The sequence below is a fragment of the Bacillus sp. NP247 genome, from assembly GCF_018966865.1.
Classification (GTDB): Bacteria; Bacillota; Bacilli; order Bacillales; family Bacillaceae_G; genus Bacillus_A.
Genome location: NZ_CP076653.1, coordinates 2,659,627 through 2,680,000, shown reverse-complemented (window position 1 = coordinate 2,680,000; position 20,374 = coordinate 2,659,627). Strand labels below are relative to the sequence as shown.

Genomic DNA, 20,374 nt, shown 5'->3' with positions numbered 1-20,374 from the left:
ACCCGTCCGCCGCTAACTTCATAAGAGCAAGCTCTTAATCCATTCGCTCGACTTGCATGTATTAGGCACGCCGCCAGCGTTCATCCTGAGCCAGGATCAAACTCTCCAATAAAGTTAGTTTGTCTAGCATCTAAAAATAAAAATTGACGTTTCACGTTGTTTGTTTCGTTTAGTTTTCAAAGTTCAATATCGCGTTTCAGCGACTTTCATAATATATCATAGTATATTATTTTCGTCAACAAGTTTTTTTGATAACTTGTATCTCTCATTTGCTGACTCTGCCTATTATATACACTTTCCTATTGCTATGCAAGTATTATTATAAAAAAATAAGAGGGGGAGAAATCCCCCCTCTTATTCTTCAGAAGAAACCTCTTCATTAGATTCTTCTTCATCTTTTTGCGCTTTTGCTACTGTCGCTACCTCTTGCTCATCTTCTAATCGAATTAGACGAACACCTTGTGTATTACGTCCCATTTGAGAGATTTGATCAACTGGCATACGAATAATAATACCCGCTGCTGTAATTAACATAATGTCTTCTTCACCTGTTACAGACTTAACTGCTACTAACTTACCGTTTTTATCTGTAATATTACAAGTCTTAAGACCTTTACCGCCACGACTTTGCAGACGGTATTCATCAATCGGCGTACGCTTTCCATAACCATTTTTCGTTACAATTAGAACATTTACATCTTCTTCGACAATTTCCATACCTACAACTTGATCTTCATCACCTAATGTAATTGCTTTTACACCAGCCGCATTACGTCCCATTGAACGCACATCTTGCTCATTGAAACGAATTAACATACCGTTACTTGTCCCAACGATAATATCCTTATCACCAGATGTTAAGCGTACAGAGATTAATTCATCCTCTTCACGAAGAGAAATTGCAATTAAACCATTTGTACGTATATTGGCAAATGATGAAAGTGGTGTTCTCTTAGAGATACCTTGTTTCGTTGTAAAGAATAAGAACTGGTCGTCACCAAATTCACGAATTGGAATAATAGCGTTGATCCACTCACCCTTATCTACCCCTAATAGGTTAATAATCGGTATCCCTTTTGCTGTACGACTATACTCTGGAATTTCATATCCTTTTGTACGGTATACTTTACCCTTGTTTGTGAAGAATAAAATATGATCATGAGTAGACGTTGTTAATAAATGTTCAACAAAGTCATCATCATTCGTACCCATTCCTTGTACACCACGTCCCCCACGGTTCTGTGTTTTGTACGTAGAAGCCGGTAACCTCTTAATATAACCATTATGAGTAAGCGTAATTGCGATATTTTGTTCTGGGATTAAATCTTCATCCTCTATAGCTTCCATACCGCCAATTGTAATTTCTGTTCTTCTCTTATCATTAAAGCGCTCTTTTACTTCAGCTAATTCCTCGCGAATAATTTCAAGAACTTTTTCTTCGTCTGCTAAAATTGCTTTTAACTCTGCAATTAGCTTCATTAAGTCTTGATATTCTTGTTCGATTTTTTCGCGTTCTAATCCAGTTAAACGTTGCAAACGCATATCTAAAATCGCTTGCGCTTGTTTCTCACTTAAGCCGAAACGTTCCATTAAACCTTGTTTTGCAATATCAGCTGTTTTTGAACTACGGATTAAAGTAATAACTTCATCAAGATGATCTAAAGCAATTCGTAATCCCTCTAAAATATGAGCACGCGCTTCTGCTTTCTCTAATTCATAAGCGGTACGTCTACGAATTACTACCTTTTGATGCTCTAAATAGTAATATAGATTTTGTTTTAAATTTAGGACTTGTGGCTCTCCATTTACTAGAGACAACATATTAATACCGAAACTTGTTTGAAGTGCTGTATGTTTATATAAATTATTTAATAGTACATTGGCATTGGCATCACGACGTACTTCCATAACAATACGCATACCATTTCGATCCGATTCATCACGTAAATCTGTAATGCCTTCAATTTTCTTATCACGAACTAATTCTGCAATCTTTTCAATTAATCGTGCCTTATTAACTTGATAAGGTAGTTCTGTTACGATAATAGTTTGTTTACCATTTGCTCTCTCTTCAATTTCAACTTTAGCACGCAGTATAATAGAACCGCGACCCGTTTCATAAGCTCTTCGAATTCCACTTCGCCCTAAGATTAAACCTGATGTTGGAAAGTCTGGCCCAGGAATATATTCCATTAATTCCGCGATAGTGATATCAGGGTTATGACTTAATGCCAACACACCGTCAATTACTTCTCCAAGTTGATGCGGTGGAATGTTTGTTGCCATACCAACCGCAATACCCGTCGTACCATTGACTAACAAGTTAGGGAAACGTGCTGGTAATACAACTGGTTCTCTTTCAGAACCATCGTAGTTATCTTGATAATCAATTGTATTCTTTGTAATATCGCGTATTAATTCCATAGAAATCTTAGACATTCTTGCTTCTGTATAACGCATTGCTGCCGCTGAATCTCCATCAACAGAACCGAAATTACCATGTCCATCAACAAGCATGTAACGTTGACTAAAATCTTGCGCCATACGTACCATTGTTTCATAAACAGCTGAATCACCGTGCGGGTGATACTTACCAATTACTTCGCCGACAATACGTGCCGACTTCTTATATGCTTTATCAGCTGTAATTCCTAAATCATTCATCGCATATAAAACCCTACGATGAACTGGTTTTAATCCATCACGAACATCTGGTAATGCACGAGACACGATAACACTCATTGCATAATCTAAAAATGAGGTACGCATTTCATGACTAATATTAATTTCTCGAATTCGTGCTTGTTGTTGATTGTCTGACATCAAAGAGCACCTCCTCTTACATTTCCGTTACACATACATTGATTTATATGTAGAAGACAGGAATACTTAGATTCCTGTCATTACTCACTTAAATATCAAGGTTTTTCACGTATTTTGCATTTTCTTGGATAAAGTTACGACGCGGCTCTACTTTATCACCCATTAAAATTTCAAATGTTTCATCCGCTTCAATTGCATCTTGAAGGGAAACTTGAAGTAACGAACGTACTTCTGGGTCCATTGTCGTCTCCCACAGCTGAGTTGGATTCATTTCCCCTAGACCTTTATAACGCTGAATCCCAGGCTTAGGTTGAGCTGGTAATTCAGCTAGTATTTTTTCAAGTTCTTTATTGTTATAAGCATATTGAATTTTTTTACCTTGTTGTACTTTAAACAACGGTGGCTGTGCGATATATATATAACCACATTCAATGATTTGACGCATATAACGATAGAAGAACGTTAATAATAGGGTACGAATATGTGCACCATCAACATCGGCATCTGTCATAATAATAACTTTATGATAGCGAGCTTTTTCAATATCAAAATCCCCACCAATATTTGTACCGATTGCTGTAATAATTGTACGAACTTCATCATTTGATAAAATCTTATCTAAACGTGCCTTTTCAACGTTAATAATTTTACCCTTCAGTGGTAAAATCGCTTGGAAATGACGATCACGTCCTTGTTTTGCAGATCCGCCCGCAGAGTCACCCTCCACGATATAAATTTCGCTAATTGCTGGATCTTTAGAAGAACAATCAGCTAGCTTCCCTGGTAAACTTGAAACTTCTAGAGCACTCTTTCGGCGCGTTAGTTCACGAGCTTTTTTAGCCGCTACACGTGCGCGTGCTGCCATAGTCCCTTTATCTATAATTTTACGTGCAACATTGGGATTTTCCAGTAAGAACTTTTCAAACGCCTCTGAGAATACAGACTCTGTAATCGTTCTCGCCTCACTATTTCCAAGTTTCGTCTTTGTTTGTCCTTCAAATTGTGGGTTTGGATGCTTAATCGACACGATTGCTGTTAAGCCTTCACGAACATCTTCACCAGTTAAATTACTATCCGCATCTTTTAAAATGTTATTTTTACGACCATAATCGTTAATTACACGTGTTAGAGCAGTCTTAAAACCTACCTCATGCGTACCGCCTTCATACGTATGAATATTATTCGTAAATGAATAAATATGATTTGTATACCCTTCGTTATATTGAAGAGCAACCTCAACCTGAATCCCATCTTTTGAACCTTCAACATATACAGGTTCTTCATGAATCGGTTGTTTTGAACGATTTAAATGTTCAACATATGATTTAATTCCACCTTCATAATGGAATTCTTTCTTTTGCTTATGTTCACGCTTATCTTCAATTGTTAATTTAATATTACGATTTAAAAACGCCAACTCACGCATACGAGTAGCTAATGTATCAAATTCGTATTCTGTCGTCTCTGTAAAAATTTCTGCATCTGGCTTAAAGCGTGTGATCGTTCCTGTACGATCAGTTTCACCTATTACTTTTAAATCCGCAGCCGGAATCCCACGTTCATATTTTTGATAGTGTATTTTTCCATCTCGATGTACAAATACCTCTAATTCTGTTGATAAAGCATTTACAACAGATGCACCTACACCATGCAAACCACCAGAAACTTTATAACCGCCACCGCCAAATTTACCACCAGCATGAAGGACCGTCATAATAACTTCTACAGCGGGACGTCCCATTTTTTCTTGAATACCAACTGGGATACCACGACCATCATCTGTTACAACAATACTATTATCTTCTTCAATACTGACATTAATTTCATCACAATATCCCGCTAAAGCTTCGTCAATACTGTTATCAACTATTTCCCATACAAGATGATGAAGACCTTTTCCACTTGTAGAACCGATATACATACCAGGACGCTTTCGAACTGCCTCCAGTCCTTCTAACACCTGAATCTGACTTTCATCATATGCATTTTCCTGCATTTGTTTTTGTTCCATTGACACAAAGATCACCTACTTTTCCATTTAAACAGAAATTATTTTCTGTCTGTTTCACAATCTACCGTGCCGTTCGTTACATGAATTGTTTTCGCTTCTTTCAATGTTTCGTGTTCAATTCCGTCGACACTCGTCGTGGTCACAAATGTTTGTACTTTTCCTTGAATCGTATTTAAAAGATGTGATTGACGATAATCATCTAGTTCTGATAACACATCATCTAATAAAAGGATTGGATATTCCTTAACCTCTGAGTATATCAATTCAATTTCAGCTAATTTTAGGGATAGTGCGGTTGTTCGTTGTTGTCCTTGTGAACCAAAGACTTGAACATTTTTACTATTAACGAAGAATTGTAAATCATCACGATGAGGACCGAGTAAAGTTGTACCACGAAAAATTTCACGTTGTTTCACAGATTGAAAACTTTCATAGTATACTTCTTTTATTTTCGACAAATCCATTGATTCTGATACATCTACACTTGGTTTATAGATGATTTCTAACTCCTCTAATCCCCTGCTAATTCCGCGGTGAATTGGAGCAGCCCATTCTTGTAGTAAATGTAAAAACTCAAAACGTTTTCGCAAAATTTTCGCACCATGCTCAATAAGTTGGAGTGTAAACACATCCAGCATCGTTTCCTCATTTTTACTATTCCCTTGCATCTTCTTAAGTAAATGATTTCGTTGCGTGAGTACCTTTTGATATTGGCTTAATTCATACAAATAGACCGGAGCTATTTGTCCAAGTTCCATATCTAAAAAGCGTCTTCGTACTTGAGGGCTTCCTTTTACAAGATTTAAATCTTCTGGGGCAAACATAACAACATTCATTTCACCAATATACTGGCTCAATTTTTGCTGTTCTAATTGATTTAACTTTGCCTTTTTACCTTTTTTGGAAATATTTAATTCTAAGGATAAAGAACTATTTCGCCTTTGTAATCTACCTTTTATATTACCATAATCCTCATCCCAGCGAATGAGTTCACGATCGTTCGAAGTTCTATGGGATTTCGCCATCGCCAATACATAAATCGCTTCCATTAGATTCGTTTTCCCTTGCGCATTTTCACCAATAATTACATTGACTTTATCCTCAAAGGAAAGCTCTAAATGCTCATAATTGCGATAGTTTTTTAATTGTATTTCTGTAATAAACAAAGGGATCCCCCTTTATGCCTGAACTTGGAAAGTTCCGCTTCCCGGAATTTCAACAATATCATTTGCATATAACTTTCGGCCTCTTCTATTCTCAAGTTCTTGATTCACGTATACTTCATATTCTTGTAAGAACCATTTCACAGCGCCACCTGTATCAATTACATCAGCTAACTTTAAAAATTGTCCTAGTGTAATGTATTCTGTTGAAATCTTAATAAGTTTCATAAAATCGCTCACTTTCTGAAAGTGTTCATTCTTTCATTGTACTAAATAAACTAGCATTAGGAAAGTAATACCCTACAAATCAAATAAGGGTCACTAGTACCTTTAAACTAGCAACCCTCAACCCTTACTTAGTAAGTACGTACCGGTAAAATTAATTGAATGATGGAATCATCATTGACTGTGCGAATTAAAAACGGTCTCATCGCTCCAGTAAAACTAACTTTAATTTCTGTACTATCTAAAGCTTTTAATGCGTCCATCATATATTTTGCACTAAAAGATATTTTTAATTCTTCTCCATCTACATTTTCACATTGAACTTCTTCTACTACTTTCCCAATTTCTGGTGCATTTGAAGAAATCTCTAACATCTGTTGTTCTAATGTCGATAATTTAACAACGTTGTTACGACCATCTCTTGCTAATAGCGAAGCACGATCAATCGCTTGTAAAAATTCTTTTGTATTTACAAAAATATCAGTCTTACTCTCGGCTGGAATTAAACGCGTTGTATCTGGATAATTCCCTTCTAACAATCTTGAGAAGAATAATAAATGTTTTGTACGGAATAATACTTGATACTCCGTAATAACGATATCTACCATTTCTTCAGATTCATCTAGAATTTTACTTAATTCACTTAAGCTCTTACCAGGAATAACGACATTCGCTTGAAATTCATCGGCAATATTATACCCTTCGATTTTTGCTTTACGAAGTGCTAGTCTGTGACTATCTGTTGCAATGCAAGTTAGCTCGCTGTTATATACTTTCCAGTTTACACCTGTCAAGATCGGTCTTGTTTCAGAACTTGAAACTGCAAATACTGTTTGACGAATCATGTGCTTTAGTAAATCTGTTGGAATCTTAAATACATGATGTTCTTCGATTTGTGGTAATAACGGATATTCAGCAGCATCTAAACCATTTAAGTTGAACTCTGATTTTCCAGATTTTATTTTTGTCATAAAATGATTTTCTACAGAAATTTCAACAGTTTCTTTAGGTAATTTTTTTACGATTTCACTAAAATACTTTGCTTGTAAAATAATACTTCCTGATTGTTGAATTTCCACAATTTCTTTTCCAGCATCTTCGACTGGGATAAATGATTCGATAGAGATGTCTGCATCACTACCTGTTAAAGTAACTCCTTCTTCTGTTGCTACAACTTTAATCCCTGTAAGAATTGGAATTGTTGTACGAGAAGAAACTGCCTTCATTACATCTTGTACACTTCTTACAAGATAGTCTTTTTGTATTGTAAAACGCATAACGAAAAACCTCCGGTAAGTATAAGATTTTATTTATTTAATAAAGATAAAAAAGTAGTAGTAATAGTAATAGGGCTTGTGGATATGTGGATAACTCTATTTAAAGATGTAAAAACAGTCTATCTACATGTGGATAGACTGTGCGTAAAATAAGCTAAGTTATTCACACTATTCAGCTACTACTATTTTAAAATATCCTTAATTTCTTCAACATGTTTTTGTAATTGAGTATCCGTTTTTAATAGCTTCGAAATTTTTTCGTGAGCATGGATTACTGTTGTATGATCGCGGCCACCAAATTCTTCACCTATTTTTGGCAAAGATGAGTCCGTAAGTTCACGTGATAAATACATCGCAATTTGGCGAGGGAATGCAACGGATTTTGTCCGTTTTTTTGCTTTGAAATCTTCTAACTTTACTTGATAGACGCCCCCAACAGCCTTTTGAATATCAGAAATAGAAATAATTCTAGGTATAGAGTTTGGAATAATATTTTTAAGCGCTTCAGCCGCTAAATCAGCATTCATATCTTTATTAATTAAAGATGAATAAGCTACAACTCGAATAAGTGCACCCTCTAGTTCACGAATATTTGAATCGATTTGATTTGCGATATAAAGCATAACTTCATTTGGTATATCAAGACCTTCTGCTTTTGCTTTTTTACGTAAAATTGCGATTCTAGTTTCTAAATCTGGTGGCGTAATGTCCGTAATTAACCCCCATTCAAATCGAGAACGAAGGCGATCTTCTAAAGTTGGGATTTCTTTTGGTGGTCTATCGCTTGAAATCACAATTTGCTTACTTTCTTCATGTAACGCATTAAATGTATGGAAAAACTCTTCCTGTGTTTGTTCTTTTCCAGCAAGAAATTGAATATCATCTATCAATAAGACATCTACATTGCGATATTTATTACGAAAATCGACAGCTTTATTATCACGAATTGAGTTAATAAATTCATTTGTAAATTTTTCAGATGATAAATATACAACTTTTGCATTCGGGTTGTGTTCAATTACATAATGCCCAATTGCGTGCATTAAATGTGTTTTTCCAAGTCCAACGCCCCCGTAAATAAAGAGCGGATTATAGGCTTTAGCTGGTGCCTCAGCTACAGCTAAAGAAGCAGCATGTGCAAAACGATTACCAGAGCCAATAACAAATGTATCAAATGTATATTTTGGGTTTAACATACTCTGTGGTAAGAGATTAGACTCATCATGTGCGTGTTTTTGCTTAACAGAAGGGAGATCTATATCCTCTTCTGCCTGACTTTGGGGAATGATAAAACGAATAGCTAGTTTTGCCCCTGTTAAATCATAAAGCGTTTCGGAGATTAATTCCGAATAATGAGATTCTAGCCAGTCACGAGCAAATTCATTTGGAGCTGTAATAGTTAATACATCTTTTTTCAAGTTATGAGCAGTTGTTGATTTTAACCAGGTTTCATAACTTGGCTTGCTTACCTTTTTTTCTAATTCTTTTAAGGCGCTATTCCATAAATCAGAGATATTTTCCAAAGGTGTCCCTCCTTTACAAAGATGGTAAAAGAATAAGGTTGCGCAACAATTGTACAACCTGTAAATATATTCAATGCATATTTATACGAAACGTATTTTAAAATATAAAAACGTCGTTAGTATCCGAGATAGAGTTTTCGACAAAAAAACAAATGTGGACAACTATTTACCCACATGTGATTTAAACTATCCACATGTTATACACAAATTGTGGATAAAATAAAGGTGTGGAAAACTTATTCAAAGTGAAAACACAACTATAATATCAAAAAAAAGCCGCTATAGCAATGAATTTAAGAAAGTTATCCACAAAATCAATACCTTGTGGAATAAACTTGTCCACAATACGATATACTGTGTAAAAGTAAAAAAAGAGTTTGTGGATACAAAAAAGAGAAAAAATATTTATCCACAAGGAAATATAGGGACTGTGAAAAAGTGTGTGAATAGGTTAAAAATGAATATTTGATGAAAATTTAGAGAACCATTGACATTTTCCTATTTGATTTACTATAATTTATTAGACTGTCTTTAACAGATATTCCTCAGGGAGGTGTCATATAATGAAAAGAACTTACCAACCAAATAAACGTAAGCGCAGCAAAGTACATGGTTTCCGCAGCCGTATGAGCACAGCAAACGGACGTAAAGTGCTAGCAGCTCGTCGTCGTAAAGGAAGAAAAGTATTATCTGCGTAGACCACTGATCGTTCAGTGGTCTTTTTTTCTAATAATAATGAGTTTCCGCTGATGAAATACAGGAGTGTCAATTGATATGAAGAAAAAAAATCGTATAAAAAAGAATGATGAATTCCAGGCTGTTTTCCAAAAAGGACAGTCGAATGCCAATCGCCAGTTTGTTGTATACCAATTAAATAAAGAAAAACAGCCGCATTTTCGTATCGGTCTTTCTGTTAGTAAGAAAATAGGAAATGCAGTAGTTCGTAATCGAATTAAGCGTATGATTCGCCAATCGATTATAGAATTAAAAGATGAGATAGATTCTGGAAAAGATTTTGTTATAATAGCAAGGAAGCCTTGTGCAGAGATGACATATGAAGAGTTAAAGAAAAGTTTAATTCATGTCTTTAAACGCTCTGGTATGAAAAGAATAAAAAAGTAGCGTAAGGAAATGAATTACACTATATACATACCGAAACAAGGAGGAGCAGGCTTTGAAAAAGAAAATAGGTTTATTAGCCATGGTTATTATGTTAATGGCAATTGCTACCGGATGTAGTGAAACAAATCAGCCGATTACACCGAAAAGCACTGGGATTTGGAATGAATATTTCGTATACCCGCTTTCTCAGTTAATCACGTATTTTGCAAATTTATTTGGTAGTAATTACGGTTTAGCAATCGTTGTTACAACTCTTATCATTCGTTTTGCATTATTACCATTAATGATTAAACAAACGAAGAGTACGAAAGCAATGCAGGCGTTACAACCAGAAATGGTGAAATTAAAAGAAAAGTACAGCTCAAAAGATCAAGCAACACAACAAAAATTACAACAAGAAATGATGCAGTTGTATCAAAAAAATGGTGTAAATCCATTGGCAGGATGTTTACCAATATTTGTTCAGATGCCTATCCTATTCGCTTTTTATCATGCGATTATGAGAACATCAGAAATTAGTAAACATACATTTTTATGGTTTGATTTAGGACAGGCAGATCCTTACTATATCCTTCCAATTGTTGCAGCTATTACGACTTTTATTCAGCAAAAGCTTGCAATGGCAGGAACGGCTGGACAAAATCCGCAAATGGCAATGATGATTTGGCTTATGCCAATTATGATTTTAGTCTTTGCAATTAACTTCCCAGCAGCACTATCATTGTACTGGGTAGTTGGTAATATCTTTGGTATCGCTCAAATGTATATGATCAAAGGGCCTGAGATTAAGGCTAGTAAGGCAGGAGGATCAAGCAAGTGAGTATAATTACTGCTAAAGGACAAACAGTCGAGCTGGCAGTACAAGATGCTTTAAGACAATTGAATGCTTCGAAAGATCGAGTAGATATCAATATTATCGATGAGGGTAAGAGGGGATTCCTAGGTTTATTTGGGAATCGCCTCGCTGTAGTAGAAGTTGTATTGAAAAAAGATCCAATCCAAGAATGTGAAGAATATTTAAAAAATGTTATTCAAAATATGGGTGTGGAAGTTGAGATTAGAAAAATTGTAAAAGGACGCGAAGTTGAATTTACAATTTCTGGTGAAAACATTGGTATTTTAATTGGTAAAAGAGGTAATATGTTGAATTCTTTACAGTATTTAACAAAACTTGTTGCGAATCGTAATACAAAGCAATATATTGGTATTACACTGGATGCTGAAAACTATCGTAGTAAAAGAAAAAATACGTTAGAATCGCTTTCCTATCGATTAGCAAAACAAGTAGTGAGTACGAAAAAGAGAGTTGTTCTAGAACCAATGCCTTCTTTTGAACGAAAAATTATTCATCAAGCATTATCTAATCATCAAAATATCATTACAACTTCTGAAGGGAAAGAACCGCATCGGTATGTTGTAATATCTTCCAAGTGACCGGTTACTCAATTGAGTGCCGGTTTTTTTGAGGCGAAAATAAATGTGGATAACTAAAAAAACACTAAACTTATCCACTGTGAATAAGTTTAGTGTTTTTTACAGAAGGACATAATAAAATGAGTTATTATTCTTTTGTAGATAGGTTCGTTATGGTATCCTAATAATTTAGTGACGTAAAAAATTCATGTTGAAATAGAGATAAATAAGCAAGTGAGGTGAAAGGACATGGAATTTGATACAATTGCCGCAATTTCCACAGCACTTGGGGAAGGTGCAATTGCCATTGTTCGAGTAAGTGGGGATGATGCGATTGAGAAAGTCGATCGTATTTTTAAAGGGAAGGATTTAACACAGGTTTCTTCTCATACAATTCATTATGGTCATATTGTCGATTTAGATACAAATCAAGTTATTGAAGAAGTTATGGTGTCCATTATGCGTGCACCAAGGACTTTTACGCGTGAAAATATAGTAGAAATTAACTGTCATGGTGGACTTGTTTCGGTAAATAAAGTATTACAGCTTATTTTAGCACAAGGAGTACGACTGGCAGAGCCTGGTGAATTTACAAAACGTGCTTTTTTAAATGGACGTATTGATTTGTCACAAGCAGAAGCTGTTATGGACTTAATCCGTGCGAAAACAGATCGTGCTATGAATGTAGCGATTAACCAAATGGAAGGACGATTATCTAAATTAATCGGCCATCTACGTCAAGAAATATTAGAAACATTAGCTCATATTGAGGTGAATATAGATTACCCAGAATATGATGATGTAGAAGAGATGACGCATAATATTTTAATTGAGAAAGCTACACATGTCCGTGCTGAAATTAAAAAGATATTAGAAACATCGAAGCAAGGAAAGATTTTACGTGAAGGTATTGCCACTGCAATTATTGGTAGACCTAATGTTGGGAAGTCATCGCTATTAAATAGTCTTGTTCAGGAGAAAAAGGCAATCGTAACTGATATTGCAGGAACAACTCGTGATGTTATTGAAGAGTACGTTAATGTGCGTGGTGTACCACTTAAACTTATAGATACAGCCGGTATTCGTGAAACGGAAGATGTTGTTGAGCGAATCGGTGTAGAGCGTTCGAAAGAAATGATGAATCAAGCGGATTTAGTGTTAGTTGTAGTCAATTATAGCGAGTCTTTAACAAATGAAGATGAAGAACTATTCCATGCTGTACAAGGAAAAGATTTCATTGTCATTGTAAATAAGACAGATTTACCGCAAGAAATTGATATGGAACGTGTTACAGAGTTAGCGGTGGGTAATCGTGTTATTACTACATCTTTAATTGAGGAGCGAGGAATTGATGAGCTTGAAAAGGCAATAGCTGATTTATTCTTTGAAGGAGCAATTGATTCCGCGGATATGACATATGTTTCTAATGCGAGACATATCGGGCTATTAACACAAGCAGGAAAAACAATTGGTGATGCAATTGAAGCGATAGAAAATGGTGTTCCAATTGATATGGTACAAATTGATTTAACAAGAACGTGGGAAATACTTGGTGAAATTACTGGTGATACTGTCCATGAAAGCTTAATTGACCAGTTGTTCTCTCAATTTTGTTTAGGAAAATAAGCTAGAGATGTTTTAGAAAGCTAGAGATTATTAGGAGGAAAAAACAATGGGATACAATGCCGGTTCATACGACGTCATAGTAATCGGTGCAGGTCATGCAGGATGTGAAGCTGGTCTTGCAGCAGCACGAATGGGCTCAAAAACATTAATGTTAACAATTAACTTAGATATGGTAGCGTTCATGCCATGTAACCCTTCTGTTGGTGGACCAGCAAAAGGGATTGTTGTTCGTGAAATTGATGCATTGGGCGGAGAAATGGGACGCAATATTGATAAAACACATATTCAAATGCGTATGTTAAATACAGGTAAAGGACCAGCTGTACGCGCACTTCGTGCACAAGCTGATAAGTTTTCTTACCAGCATGAGTTAAAGAAAACAATTGAAGAAACACCAAACTTAACGTTGTTTCAAGGTCTGGTAGAGCGTTTAATTGTTGAAGATGGTGTATGTAAAGGGGTAATTACACAAGCTGGTGCTGAATACACAGCGAAAACAGTTGTAATTACAACTGGAACATTTTTACGTGGTGAGATTATTATGGGAGACTTAAAATATTCAAGTGGTCCAAATAATCAGCAACCATCAATTACACTATCTGAACACTTAGAGGAACTTGGTTTTGATCTTGTTAGATTTAAAACAGGTACACCTCCGCGTGTAAATAGTAATACAATTGACTACAGCAAAACAGAAATTCAACCAGGTGATGATAAGCCACGTGCATTTTCTTTTGAAACGACAAAATTTATTATGGATCAAATTCCATGTTGGTTGACGTATACAAGTACAGAGACACATCGTTTAATAGACGAAAATTTACATCGTTCAGCTATGTATTCTGGTATGATTAAAGGAACGGGTCCTAGATATTGTCCTTCTATTGAAGACAAAGTAGTAAGATTTAATGATAAACCACGTCATCAAATTTTCTTAGAGCCAGAAGGACGTAATACACAAGAAGTATATGTTCAAGGCTTATCGACAAGTTTACCAGAAGATGTGCAGCGTGACATGCTTAGAACAATCCCTGGTCTAGAAAATGTTGAAATGATGCGTACGGGTTATGCGATTGAATATGATGCAATTGTACCAACACAACTATGGCCAACACTTGAAACGAAAAAAATTAAAAATTTATATACAGCAGGACAAATTAACGGAACTTCTGGTTACGAAGAAGCAGCAGGACAAGGGCTTATGGCTGGGATTAATGCAGCGTGTCGCTCTTTAGGTAAAAAAGAAGTTATTTTAGGTCGTGCTGATGCTTATATTGGTGTCTTAATTGATGACCTTGTAACGAAAGGTACAAATGAACCATATCGTTTATTAACGTCTCGTGCAGAATATCGCCTATTATTACGCCATGATAATGCTGACCTTCGTTTAACTGAAGTTGGTCGTGAAATTGGCTTAATTAAAGAAGATCGCTATGAGCGATTTACAAATAAAAAGTTACAAATTGAACAGGAGAAGGAACGGTTAGAGAGTATTTTTATTAAACCGCGTCCTGAAGTTCAAGAATTAATTCGTAGTATTGGCGGAAGTGAATTGAAAGATGGAATACGTGCAAGTGACTTATTACGCCGTCCAGAGGTGACATATGAGCATATTCATCTTTTAGTACCAAGTGAAGTAGCATTAAGTGATGAAATTACGGAACAAGTTGAAATTCAGACCAAGTACGAAGGATACATTGAAAAATCTTTACAGCAAGTAGAACGTATGAAGAAAATGGAAAACAAAAAAATTCCTGTGGATATTGATTATGATGCGATTTCTAGCCTTGCCTCAGAAGCGAGACAGAAATTGAAAGATGTTCGTCCGCTTTCAATGGGGCAAGCTTCACGTATTTCTGGCGTAAATCCAGCTGATGTTTCCATTTTGCTTATTTACATTGAACAAGGAAAAATTGCACGAGTATCGAACCAATAACATAGTAAGGAGATATTGCTAGATGAACATAGAACAATTTCAATCTATGCTAGAAGAGAAGGGTATTTCCCTCTCTTCTAGACAGTTAGAGCAGTTCGGAATCTATTTTGAAACATTAGTAGAGTGGAATGAAAAAATGAACTTAACGGCTATTACGGAGAAAGAAGAAGTATACTTAAAACACTTTTTTGATTCTGTTACAGCGGCTTTTTATTATGATTTTTCGAAACCATTTTCTATTTGTGATGTTGGAGCAGGAGCTGGATTCCCAAGTATCCCTTTAAAAATCTGTTTCCCGCACTTAAAAGTAACAATTGTAGATTCATTACAAAAACGTATTAATTTCTTAAATCACTTAGCGCAAAAGTTAGAATTAAGTGATGTTGCATTTTGTCATGATCGTGCTGAAACATTTGGAAAAAAAGAAGGTGTACGTGAAGCATACGATATTGTAATGGCACGTGCAGTTGCACGTCTTTCTGTATTAAGTGAGCTATGTTTACCACTTGTAAAAGTAGGGGGAACATTCATTGCAATGAAAGGTGCAGCGGCGAACGAAGAAATCGAAAATGGCAAATATGCTTTAGAGGTACTTGGCGGAGAATTGAAAGAAATGTCTACGTTCCAATTACCGTTTGAAGAAAGTGAGCGTAATATTTTATTAATCGAGAAAAAGCGCAAGACACCAAAGAAATATCCACGCAAACCGGGAACGCCCAATAAATTACCTATTGAAAAATAAATCTTATTAGACGTAAGATTAAATTATATAAATGAAAACGTAAATGTTTCATAGGAAACATTTTATGTAGAACAGTCAATAGGCCTAAAAGGTGGTGGAATATGTATGAAAAATACGTTTTCTCGTTTATTTGGCTTTGGAGATAAAGAGAGCGAATTCGAATTACAAGACGAAAGCCATGAAGAAATAGCTAAAAAGGTATATGAAGAAATACAGGAAATTCCGATAGTAAACATTACCCCTAACCGTTATCAACCACGAACAGTTTTTGACGATGCACGTATTGAGGAGCTAGCATTAACGATTCGTACACATGGGCTTATCCAGCCGATTGTTGTGAGACAGTATGAGGATGATAAGTACGAGATTATTGCCGGGGAAAGGCGTTTCCGCGCAGCAACAAAGTTAGGGTGGGAAAAAGTTCCTGCAATAATAAAGAATTTAAATGATACTGAGACAGCTTCTGTAGCGTTAATTGAAAATTTGCAGCGTGAGGAATTAACAGCAATTGAGGAAGCTGTGGCATATCAAAAGCTGATTGAGTTACATAATTTAACACAAGAAGCATTGGCACAACGACTTGGAAAAGGACAATCGACAGTCGCAAATAAATTGCGATTATTAAAATTGCCTGAAGAAATCAAAAGTGCATTATTAGAAAAAAGTATTACAGAACGGCATGCTCGTGCCCTTATTCCTTTGAAAAATGAGGAATTACAACTGAAGGTTTTACAAGAGATTGTGGAGAAGCAATTGAATGTAAAGCAAACAGAAGAACGAATTGCAAAGTTACTAGAAGAAGTAAAACCAAAGCGCAAAGCAAAGCAAAAAGCAGTAAGTCGAGATGCGAGAATTGCTATGAACACAATTAGACAATCATTACAAATGGTTGCTAACAGTGGTTTGAATGTTAATTCTGCGGAAGAAGAGTTTGATGAATACTATCAAATTACGATTAAAATTCCGAAGAAAAAATAATTACGTGCTAGAGACCTTATCCTATTGGAGAGGTCTCTTTTACTATATTTTCTTGTTAAAGCAAGAAGGAGTTTAGAAATAAATTTTGAAGTTTAATAAGGACGTAAAAGAAAAACTTTTATTTCATGTTACAATAAACATAATTATTTCTAGAATAAGAAAGAAAGGTTGAAAGTAGGTGACATCATGGGAAAAATCATTGCTATTGCTAATCAAAAAGGCGGTGTTGGAAAAACAACAACATCTGTTAATTTAGGGGCTGGATTGGCACAAGTAGGAAAAAAAGTCCTTCTCGTAGATATTGATGCTCAAGGAAATGCAACGACTGGTGTAGGGATTGAAAAGTCTGAATTAGATCAATGTATTTATAATGTTCTTGTAGAAGATGCAGATGTTCAAGGTGCCATACGGAAAACCGCAACTGAAAACTTAGATGTTCTACCCGCTACAATTCAATTGGCTGGTGCTGAAATTGAATTGGTACCAACCATTTCCCGGGAAGTACGCTTGCAAAGAGCGTTACAGCCAATTCGTGATGAATATGAGTATATTATTATTGACTGTCCCCCATCCTTAGGGTTATTAACGATTAATGCATTAACAGCAGCAGATTCTGTTATTATTCCTGTACAGTGTGAATATTACGCGCTGGAAGGGTTAAGTCAGCTATTAAATACAGTTCGACTTGTGCAAAAGCATTTAAATAAAAATTTAGCAATTCAAGGTGTATTGTTAACGATGTTGGATGCTCGTACAAATTTAGGAATTCAAGTTATAGATGAAGTGAAAAAATACTTTAGGGATAAAGTATATCGTTCGATTATTCCTCGTAATGTTCGCTTAAGTGAGGCACCAAGTCATGGAAAACCAATTATGCAGTATGACGCTAAATCAAGAGGAGCAGAAGTATATTTAGATTTAGCAGAGGAAGTGATTGCAGGTGGCTAAGGGATTAGGAAGAGGAATCAACGTGTTTTTTCCAGATTTAGATGTGAAAGAAGAAGAAACGATTCAGGAGATTATAGTAACTGAATTAAGGCCGAATCCATATCAACCACGTAAACATTTCAATAAAGAAGCGATTCAGGAATTAGCGGCTTCTATTAAAGAGCACGGTATATTGCAACCGTTAATTGCTCGAAAGAGTATTAAAGGATATGAAATAGTTGCAGGTGAAAGAAGATATCGTGCTGCTAAAGAGGCCGGACTTGAGAAAGTGCCTGCTGTCGTAAGGCAATTAAATGAGCAGCAAATGATGGAATTTGCTTTGCTTGAAAACTTACAACGAGAAGATTTAAATCCTATGGAAGAGGCAATGGCATATCAGATGTTAATGAACGAGCTAAATGTAACACAAGAACAATTAGCAAAACGTCTTGGTAAAAGCAGGCCTTATATCGCAAATTATACTCGTTTGTTAAGCCTCCCTTCATTCGTTCAAGATATGATTGCAAACGGTCAGCTTTCAATGGCTCATGGAAGAACTTTACTTACAATAAAAGATGAAGAACAGTTGAAATCTTTATTGAAGCGAATTGAAAAAGAAGGACTGAATGTTCGCCAATTGGAACAAATTGTCCAGGAAATTAATCAACGTGTTTCACGTGAAACACAACAAGTGAAAAAAGAAAGAAATATATTTTTTGTAGAGCGTGAAACGTTTTTAAGAGAAAAGTTTGGTACGGATGTAAAGATCAAAGAAACAAAAAAAGAAAAAGGTAAAATCGAAATCGAATTTTTTAATAAAGAAGATTTAAATCGAATTTTAGAATTATTATCAAAGGGAAATTAAAAAGCAAACCATCTTATTGTTTATAGATGGTTTGCTTTTTTTAATGCAGATAATTTTTGGTCTGTTTCTTTTATACTTTGTGCAATTACATCAGCCATCTTCATGACTAGACTTAATCTTGTATTTTGAAGTACGAAAAACTCCATGAAACCATTTAAATTTACGATACCATGAATATGCAAATCACCAATCTCAGGTAATTTCTTATTCATCGCAGCTCCAGGTTTACTGGGGCCCTTTCCGGTAGTTATAGAACCAATACTTTGAGATTTCCCTAAACATGCATCAACAGCAATAATAAATGAAGTAGGGTTTTCTTTCTGTATATTTTGAATTTTCTCTTCTAAATTTAGTGCATGTATTGGTTCGTCTAGTGTGCCGAATACTTGAAGGTTTTTGATTTCAATTTGTTCTAGTTTAGTCCCAACTAATGGACCAAGTGCATCACCGGTAGAACGGTCCGTTCCGATACAAACGAGAATGAGTGGCATATTAGTCTTAATGGGAATATGGGAAAGTAAGAAATTACTGATTGTCTCGGAGGCTTCTAAGTCATGATGCATAACATTTTGAGTTTCTTTTTCAAAAAAAGGTAAGCGAAAACTTCTAATATTCATGAAGCACCCATCCTTTTAATAAATTTTCACAATATGTTATATGGTGTGTGAAATGGAAAATTATAAGTGCATACTTTTTGCAAACTGTGAATGAAAACGGAAATAATAGTACTAGTATATATATATTCGTTTCATTTTATACCTGGATGGAAGTTAACAAATGGAATTAAAGTTATAAATTTTTTTCAGAAACCAGAGAGAGTTCTGATACAATGAGAAGGATAACTAAAAAGAAATTTTAGCTGGAGAGGTAGAGGTACATGGATTTAGCGTTGAAATGGTTTGAGTCCATTGATTGGACGAATATAGGTGTAAAATCACTACAAATAGTCGTTATTTTAATACTTGGTGCAATTATTGTGCGAGTTGCAAGGGCAATTGTACGAAATGCGTTTCGTATGGGAAGTCGCTCGCCAATTCAAATTTCAGAACGTCGTACAGTTACAGTAGCGAAGTTACTTGAAAATATTGTGGCATACGTTGTTATGTTTATTATGTTAATTGCGATTTTAGGCGTGTTCAATATTAATGCATCTGGTCTATTAGCTGGTGCTGGGGTAATTGGTTTAGCAGTTGGTTTTGGTGCACAAAGTTTAGTTAAAGATGTTATTACAGGATTATTTATTTTGTTAGAGGATCAATTTTCAGTAGGTGATTATGTAAGAATAGGTCAATTTGAAGGAACTGTTTTGGAAATAGGACTACGCACAACGAAGATGAAAAGCTGGACGGGTGAAATTCATATAATACCAAATGGCAGTATTGTACAAGTAACGAACTTTTCCGTTAGTAATAGTGTAGCATTTGTTGATGTATCTATTTCTTATGAAAGTGATATAGTACGAGCGGAGCAAGTTATTGAAGATTTATTAGTGGAATTACCAGGAAAATATGAGAAAATGGTAACAACACCTCAATTGCTAGGTGTTCAAACATTGGCAGCATCTGAAGTTGTATTACGTGTTATTGCTGAAGTTGAGCCGATGCAGCATGCAGTTATTGCGAGGGCTCTTCGCAAAGAGATTAAAAATCGTCTTGATTTACATGGGATTGAAATTCCATACCCACGTATGGTTTTATATAGTCGTGAAGAATTAGTTAATGAAAAAGCAATTTAATAGTGGGA

The 20,374-nt window shown here is 35.4% G+C and carries 18 protein-coding genes and 1 rRNA gene (1 of these 19 cut by a window edge); 11 read left to right on the top strand and 8 right to left on the bottom strand.

Going from position 1 to position 20,374, the window contains the following annotated elements:
• The 7 genes from KPL75_RS14070 to dnaA all read right to left on the bottom strand — a co-directional run.
• Positions 1-112: ribosomal RNA gene (locus KPL75_RS14070) — 16S ribosomal RNA — on the bottom strand; it reaches 1,440 nt to the left of the window's first position.
• Between the two features lie 242 nt (positions 113-354).
• On the bottom strand, positions 355-2,823 hold the full coding sequence (gene gyrA, locus KPL75_RS14065; RefSeq protein WP_219916780.1) for a DNA gyrase subunit A: 2,469 nt from the start codon (positions 2,821-2,823) through the stop codon (positions 355-357).
• An 88-nt stretch (positions 2,824-2,911) separates the two neighbouring features.
• Positions 2,912-4,834, bottom strand: a complete 1,923-nt coding sequence (gene gyrB / locus KPL75_RS14060) for a DNA topoisomerase (ATP-hydrolyzing) subunit B (protein ID WP_219916779.1) — start codon at positions 4,832-4,834, stop codon at positions 2,912-2,914.
• Positions 4,835-4,872: 38 nt separating this feature from the next.
• The gene (gene recF, locus KPL75_RS14055) at positions 4,873-6,000 is read right to left on the bottom strand and encodes a DNA replication/repair protein RecF (protein ID WP_219916778.1); all 1,128 of its coding nucleotides are present in this window, start codon (positions 5,998-6,000) and stop codon (positions 4,873-4,875) included.
• A gap of 12 nt (positions 6,001-6,012) precedes the next feature.
• Positions 6,013-6,225 carry a S4 domain-containing protein YaaA gene (gene yaaA / locus KPL75_RS14050; protein WP_002016484.1) on the bottom strand — a complete coding sequence of 71 codons (213 nt, stop codon included), beginning with the start codon at positions 6,223-6,225 and terminating at the stop codon, positions 6,013-6,015.
• Positions 6,226-6,353: 128 nt separating this feature from the next.
• A complete protein-coding gene (dnaN, locus tag KPL75_RS14045) occupies positions 6,354-7,499 on the bottom strand; it encodes a DNA polymerase III subunit beta (RefSeq protein WP_002144553.1) in 1,146 nt (381 codons plus the stop codon).
• A 182-nt stretch (positions 7,500-7,681) separates the two neighbouring features.
• Entirely contained in the window at positions 7,682-9,022 is a 1,341-nt protein-coding gene (gene dnaA, locus KPL75_RS14040) for a chromosomal replication initiator protein DnaA (protein ID WP_219916777.1), read from the bottom strand.
• A 563-nt stretch (positions 9,023-9,585) separates the two neighbouring features.
• Between dnaA and rpmH the strand changes: the two genes are divergently transcribed.
• The 10 genes from rpmH to spo0J all read left to right on the top strand — a co-directional run bounded on the left by rpmH (position 9,586) and on the right by spo0J (position 18,631).
• Positions 9,586-9,720, top strand: coding sequence for a 50S ribosomal protein L34 (gene rpmH, locus KPL75_RS14035; RefSeq protein WP_000831901.1), 135 nt, complete (start codon positions 9,586-9,588; stop codon positions 9,718-9,720).
• 76 nt (positions 9,721-9,796) lie between these two features.
• Positions 9,797-10,144 (top strand): ribonuclease P protein component, encoded by a 348-nt coding sequence (gene rnpA, locus KPL75_RS14030; protein WP_219916776.1) that lies wholly within the window; start codon positions 9,797-9,799, stop codon positions 10,142-10,144.
• Positions 10,145-10,196: 52 nt separating this feature from the next.
• Positions 10,197-10,964 carry a YidC family membrane integrase SpoIIIJ gene (gene spoIIIJ / locus KPL75_RS14025; RefSeq protein WP_144506036.1) on the top strand — a complete coding sequence of 256 codons (768 nt, stop codon included), beginning with the start codon at positions 10,197-10,199 and terminating at the stop codon, positions 10,962-10,964.
• Complete coding sequence (gene jag / locus KPL75_RS14020; RefSeq protein WP_219916775.1) at positions 10,961-11,578, top strand: RNA-binding cell elongation regulator Jag/EloR; 618 nt, start codon at positions 10,961-10,963, stop codon at positions 11,576-11,578. Before spoIIIJ ends, jag begins: the two co-directional genes overlap by 4 nt.
• Before the next feature lie 228 nt (positions 11,579-11,806).
• Complete coding sequence (mnmE, locus tag KPL75_RS14015) at positions 11,807-13,183, top strand: tRNA uridine-5-carboxymethylaminomethyl(34) synthesis GTPase MnmE (RefSeq protein WP_219916774.1); 1,377 nt, start codon at positions 11,807-11,809, stop codon at positions 13,181-13,183.
• 46 nt (positions 13,184-13,229) lie between these two features.
• On the top strand, positions 13,230-15,119 hold the full coding sequence (mnmG, locus tag KPL75_RS14010; RefSeq protein ID WP_219916773.1) for a tRNA uridine-5-carboxymethylaminomethyl(34) synthesis enzyme MnmG: 1,890 nt from the start codon (positions 13,230-13,232) through the stop codon (positions 15,117-15,119).
• A gap of 22 nt (positions 15,120-15,141) precedes the next feature.
• Entirely contained in the window at positions 15,142-15,861 is a 720-nt protein-coding gene (rsmG, locus tag KPL75_RS14005) for a 16S rRNA (guanine(527)-N(7))-methyltransferase RsmG (protein WP_002016472.1), read from the top strand.
• Between the two features lie 105 nt (positions 15,862-15,966).
• Entirely contained in the window at positions 15,967-16,839 is an 873-nt protein-coding gene (gene noc / locus KPL75_RS14000; protein ID WP_002016471.1) for a nucleoid occlusion protein, read from the top strand.
• Positions 16,840-17,025: 186 nt separating this feature from the next.
• Positions 17,026-17,787, top strand: coding sequence for a sporulation initiation inhibitor protein Soj (gene soj / locus KPL75_RS13995; protein WP_002016469.1), 762 nt, complete (start codon positions 17,026-17,028; stop codon positions 17,785-17,787).
• Entirely contained in the window at positions 17,780-18,631 is an 852-nt protein-coding gene (spo0J, locus tag KPL75_RS13990) for a stage 0 sporulation protein Spo0J (RefSeq protein WP_171902578.1), read from the top strand. The genes soj and spo0J overlap by 8 nt, the downstream gene beginning before the upstream one ends.
• A gap of 20 nt (positions 18,632-18,651) precedes the next feature.
• On the opposite strand, the gene yyaC is transcribed toward spo0J, so the two are convergent.
• Positions 18,652-19,248 (bottom strand): spore protease YyaC, encoded by a 597-nt coding sequence (gene yyaC / locus KPL75_RS13985; protein ID WP_002089953.1) that lies wholly within the window; start codon positions 19,246-19,248, stop codon positions 18,652-18,654.
• Positions 19,249-19,508: 260 nt separating this feature from the next.
• On the opposite strand from yyaC, the gene KPL75_RS13980 reads away from it, so the two are divergent.
• On the top strand, positions 19,509-20,366 hold the full coding sequence (locus KPL75_RS13980; RefSeq protein ID WP_016096413.1) for a mechanosensitive ion channel family protein: 858 nt from the start codon (positions 19,509-19,511) through the stop codon (positions 20,364-20,366).
• Positions 20,367-20,374: the final 8 nt, after the last annotated feature.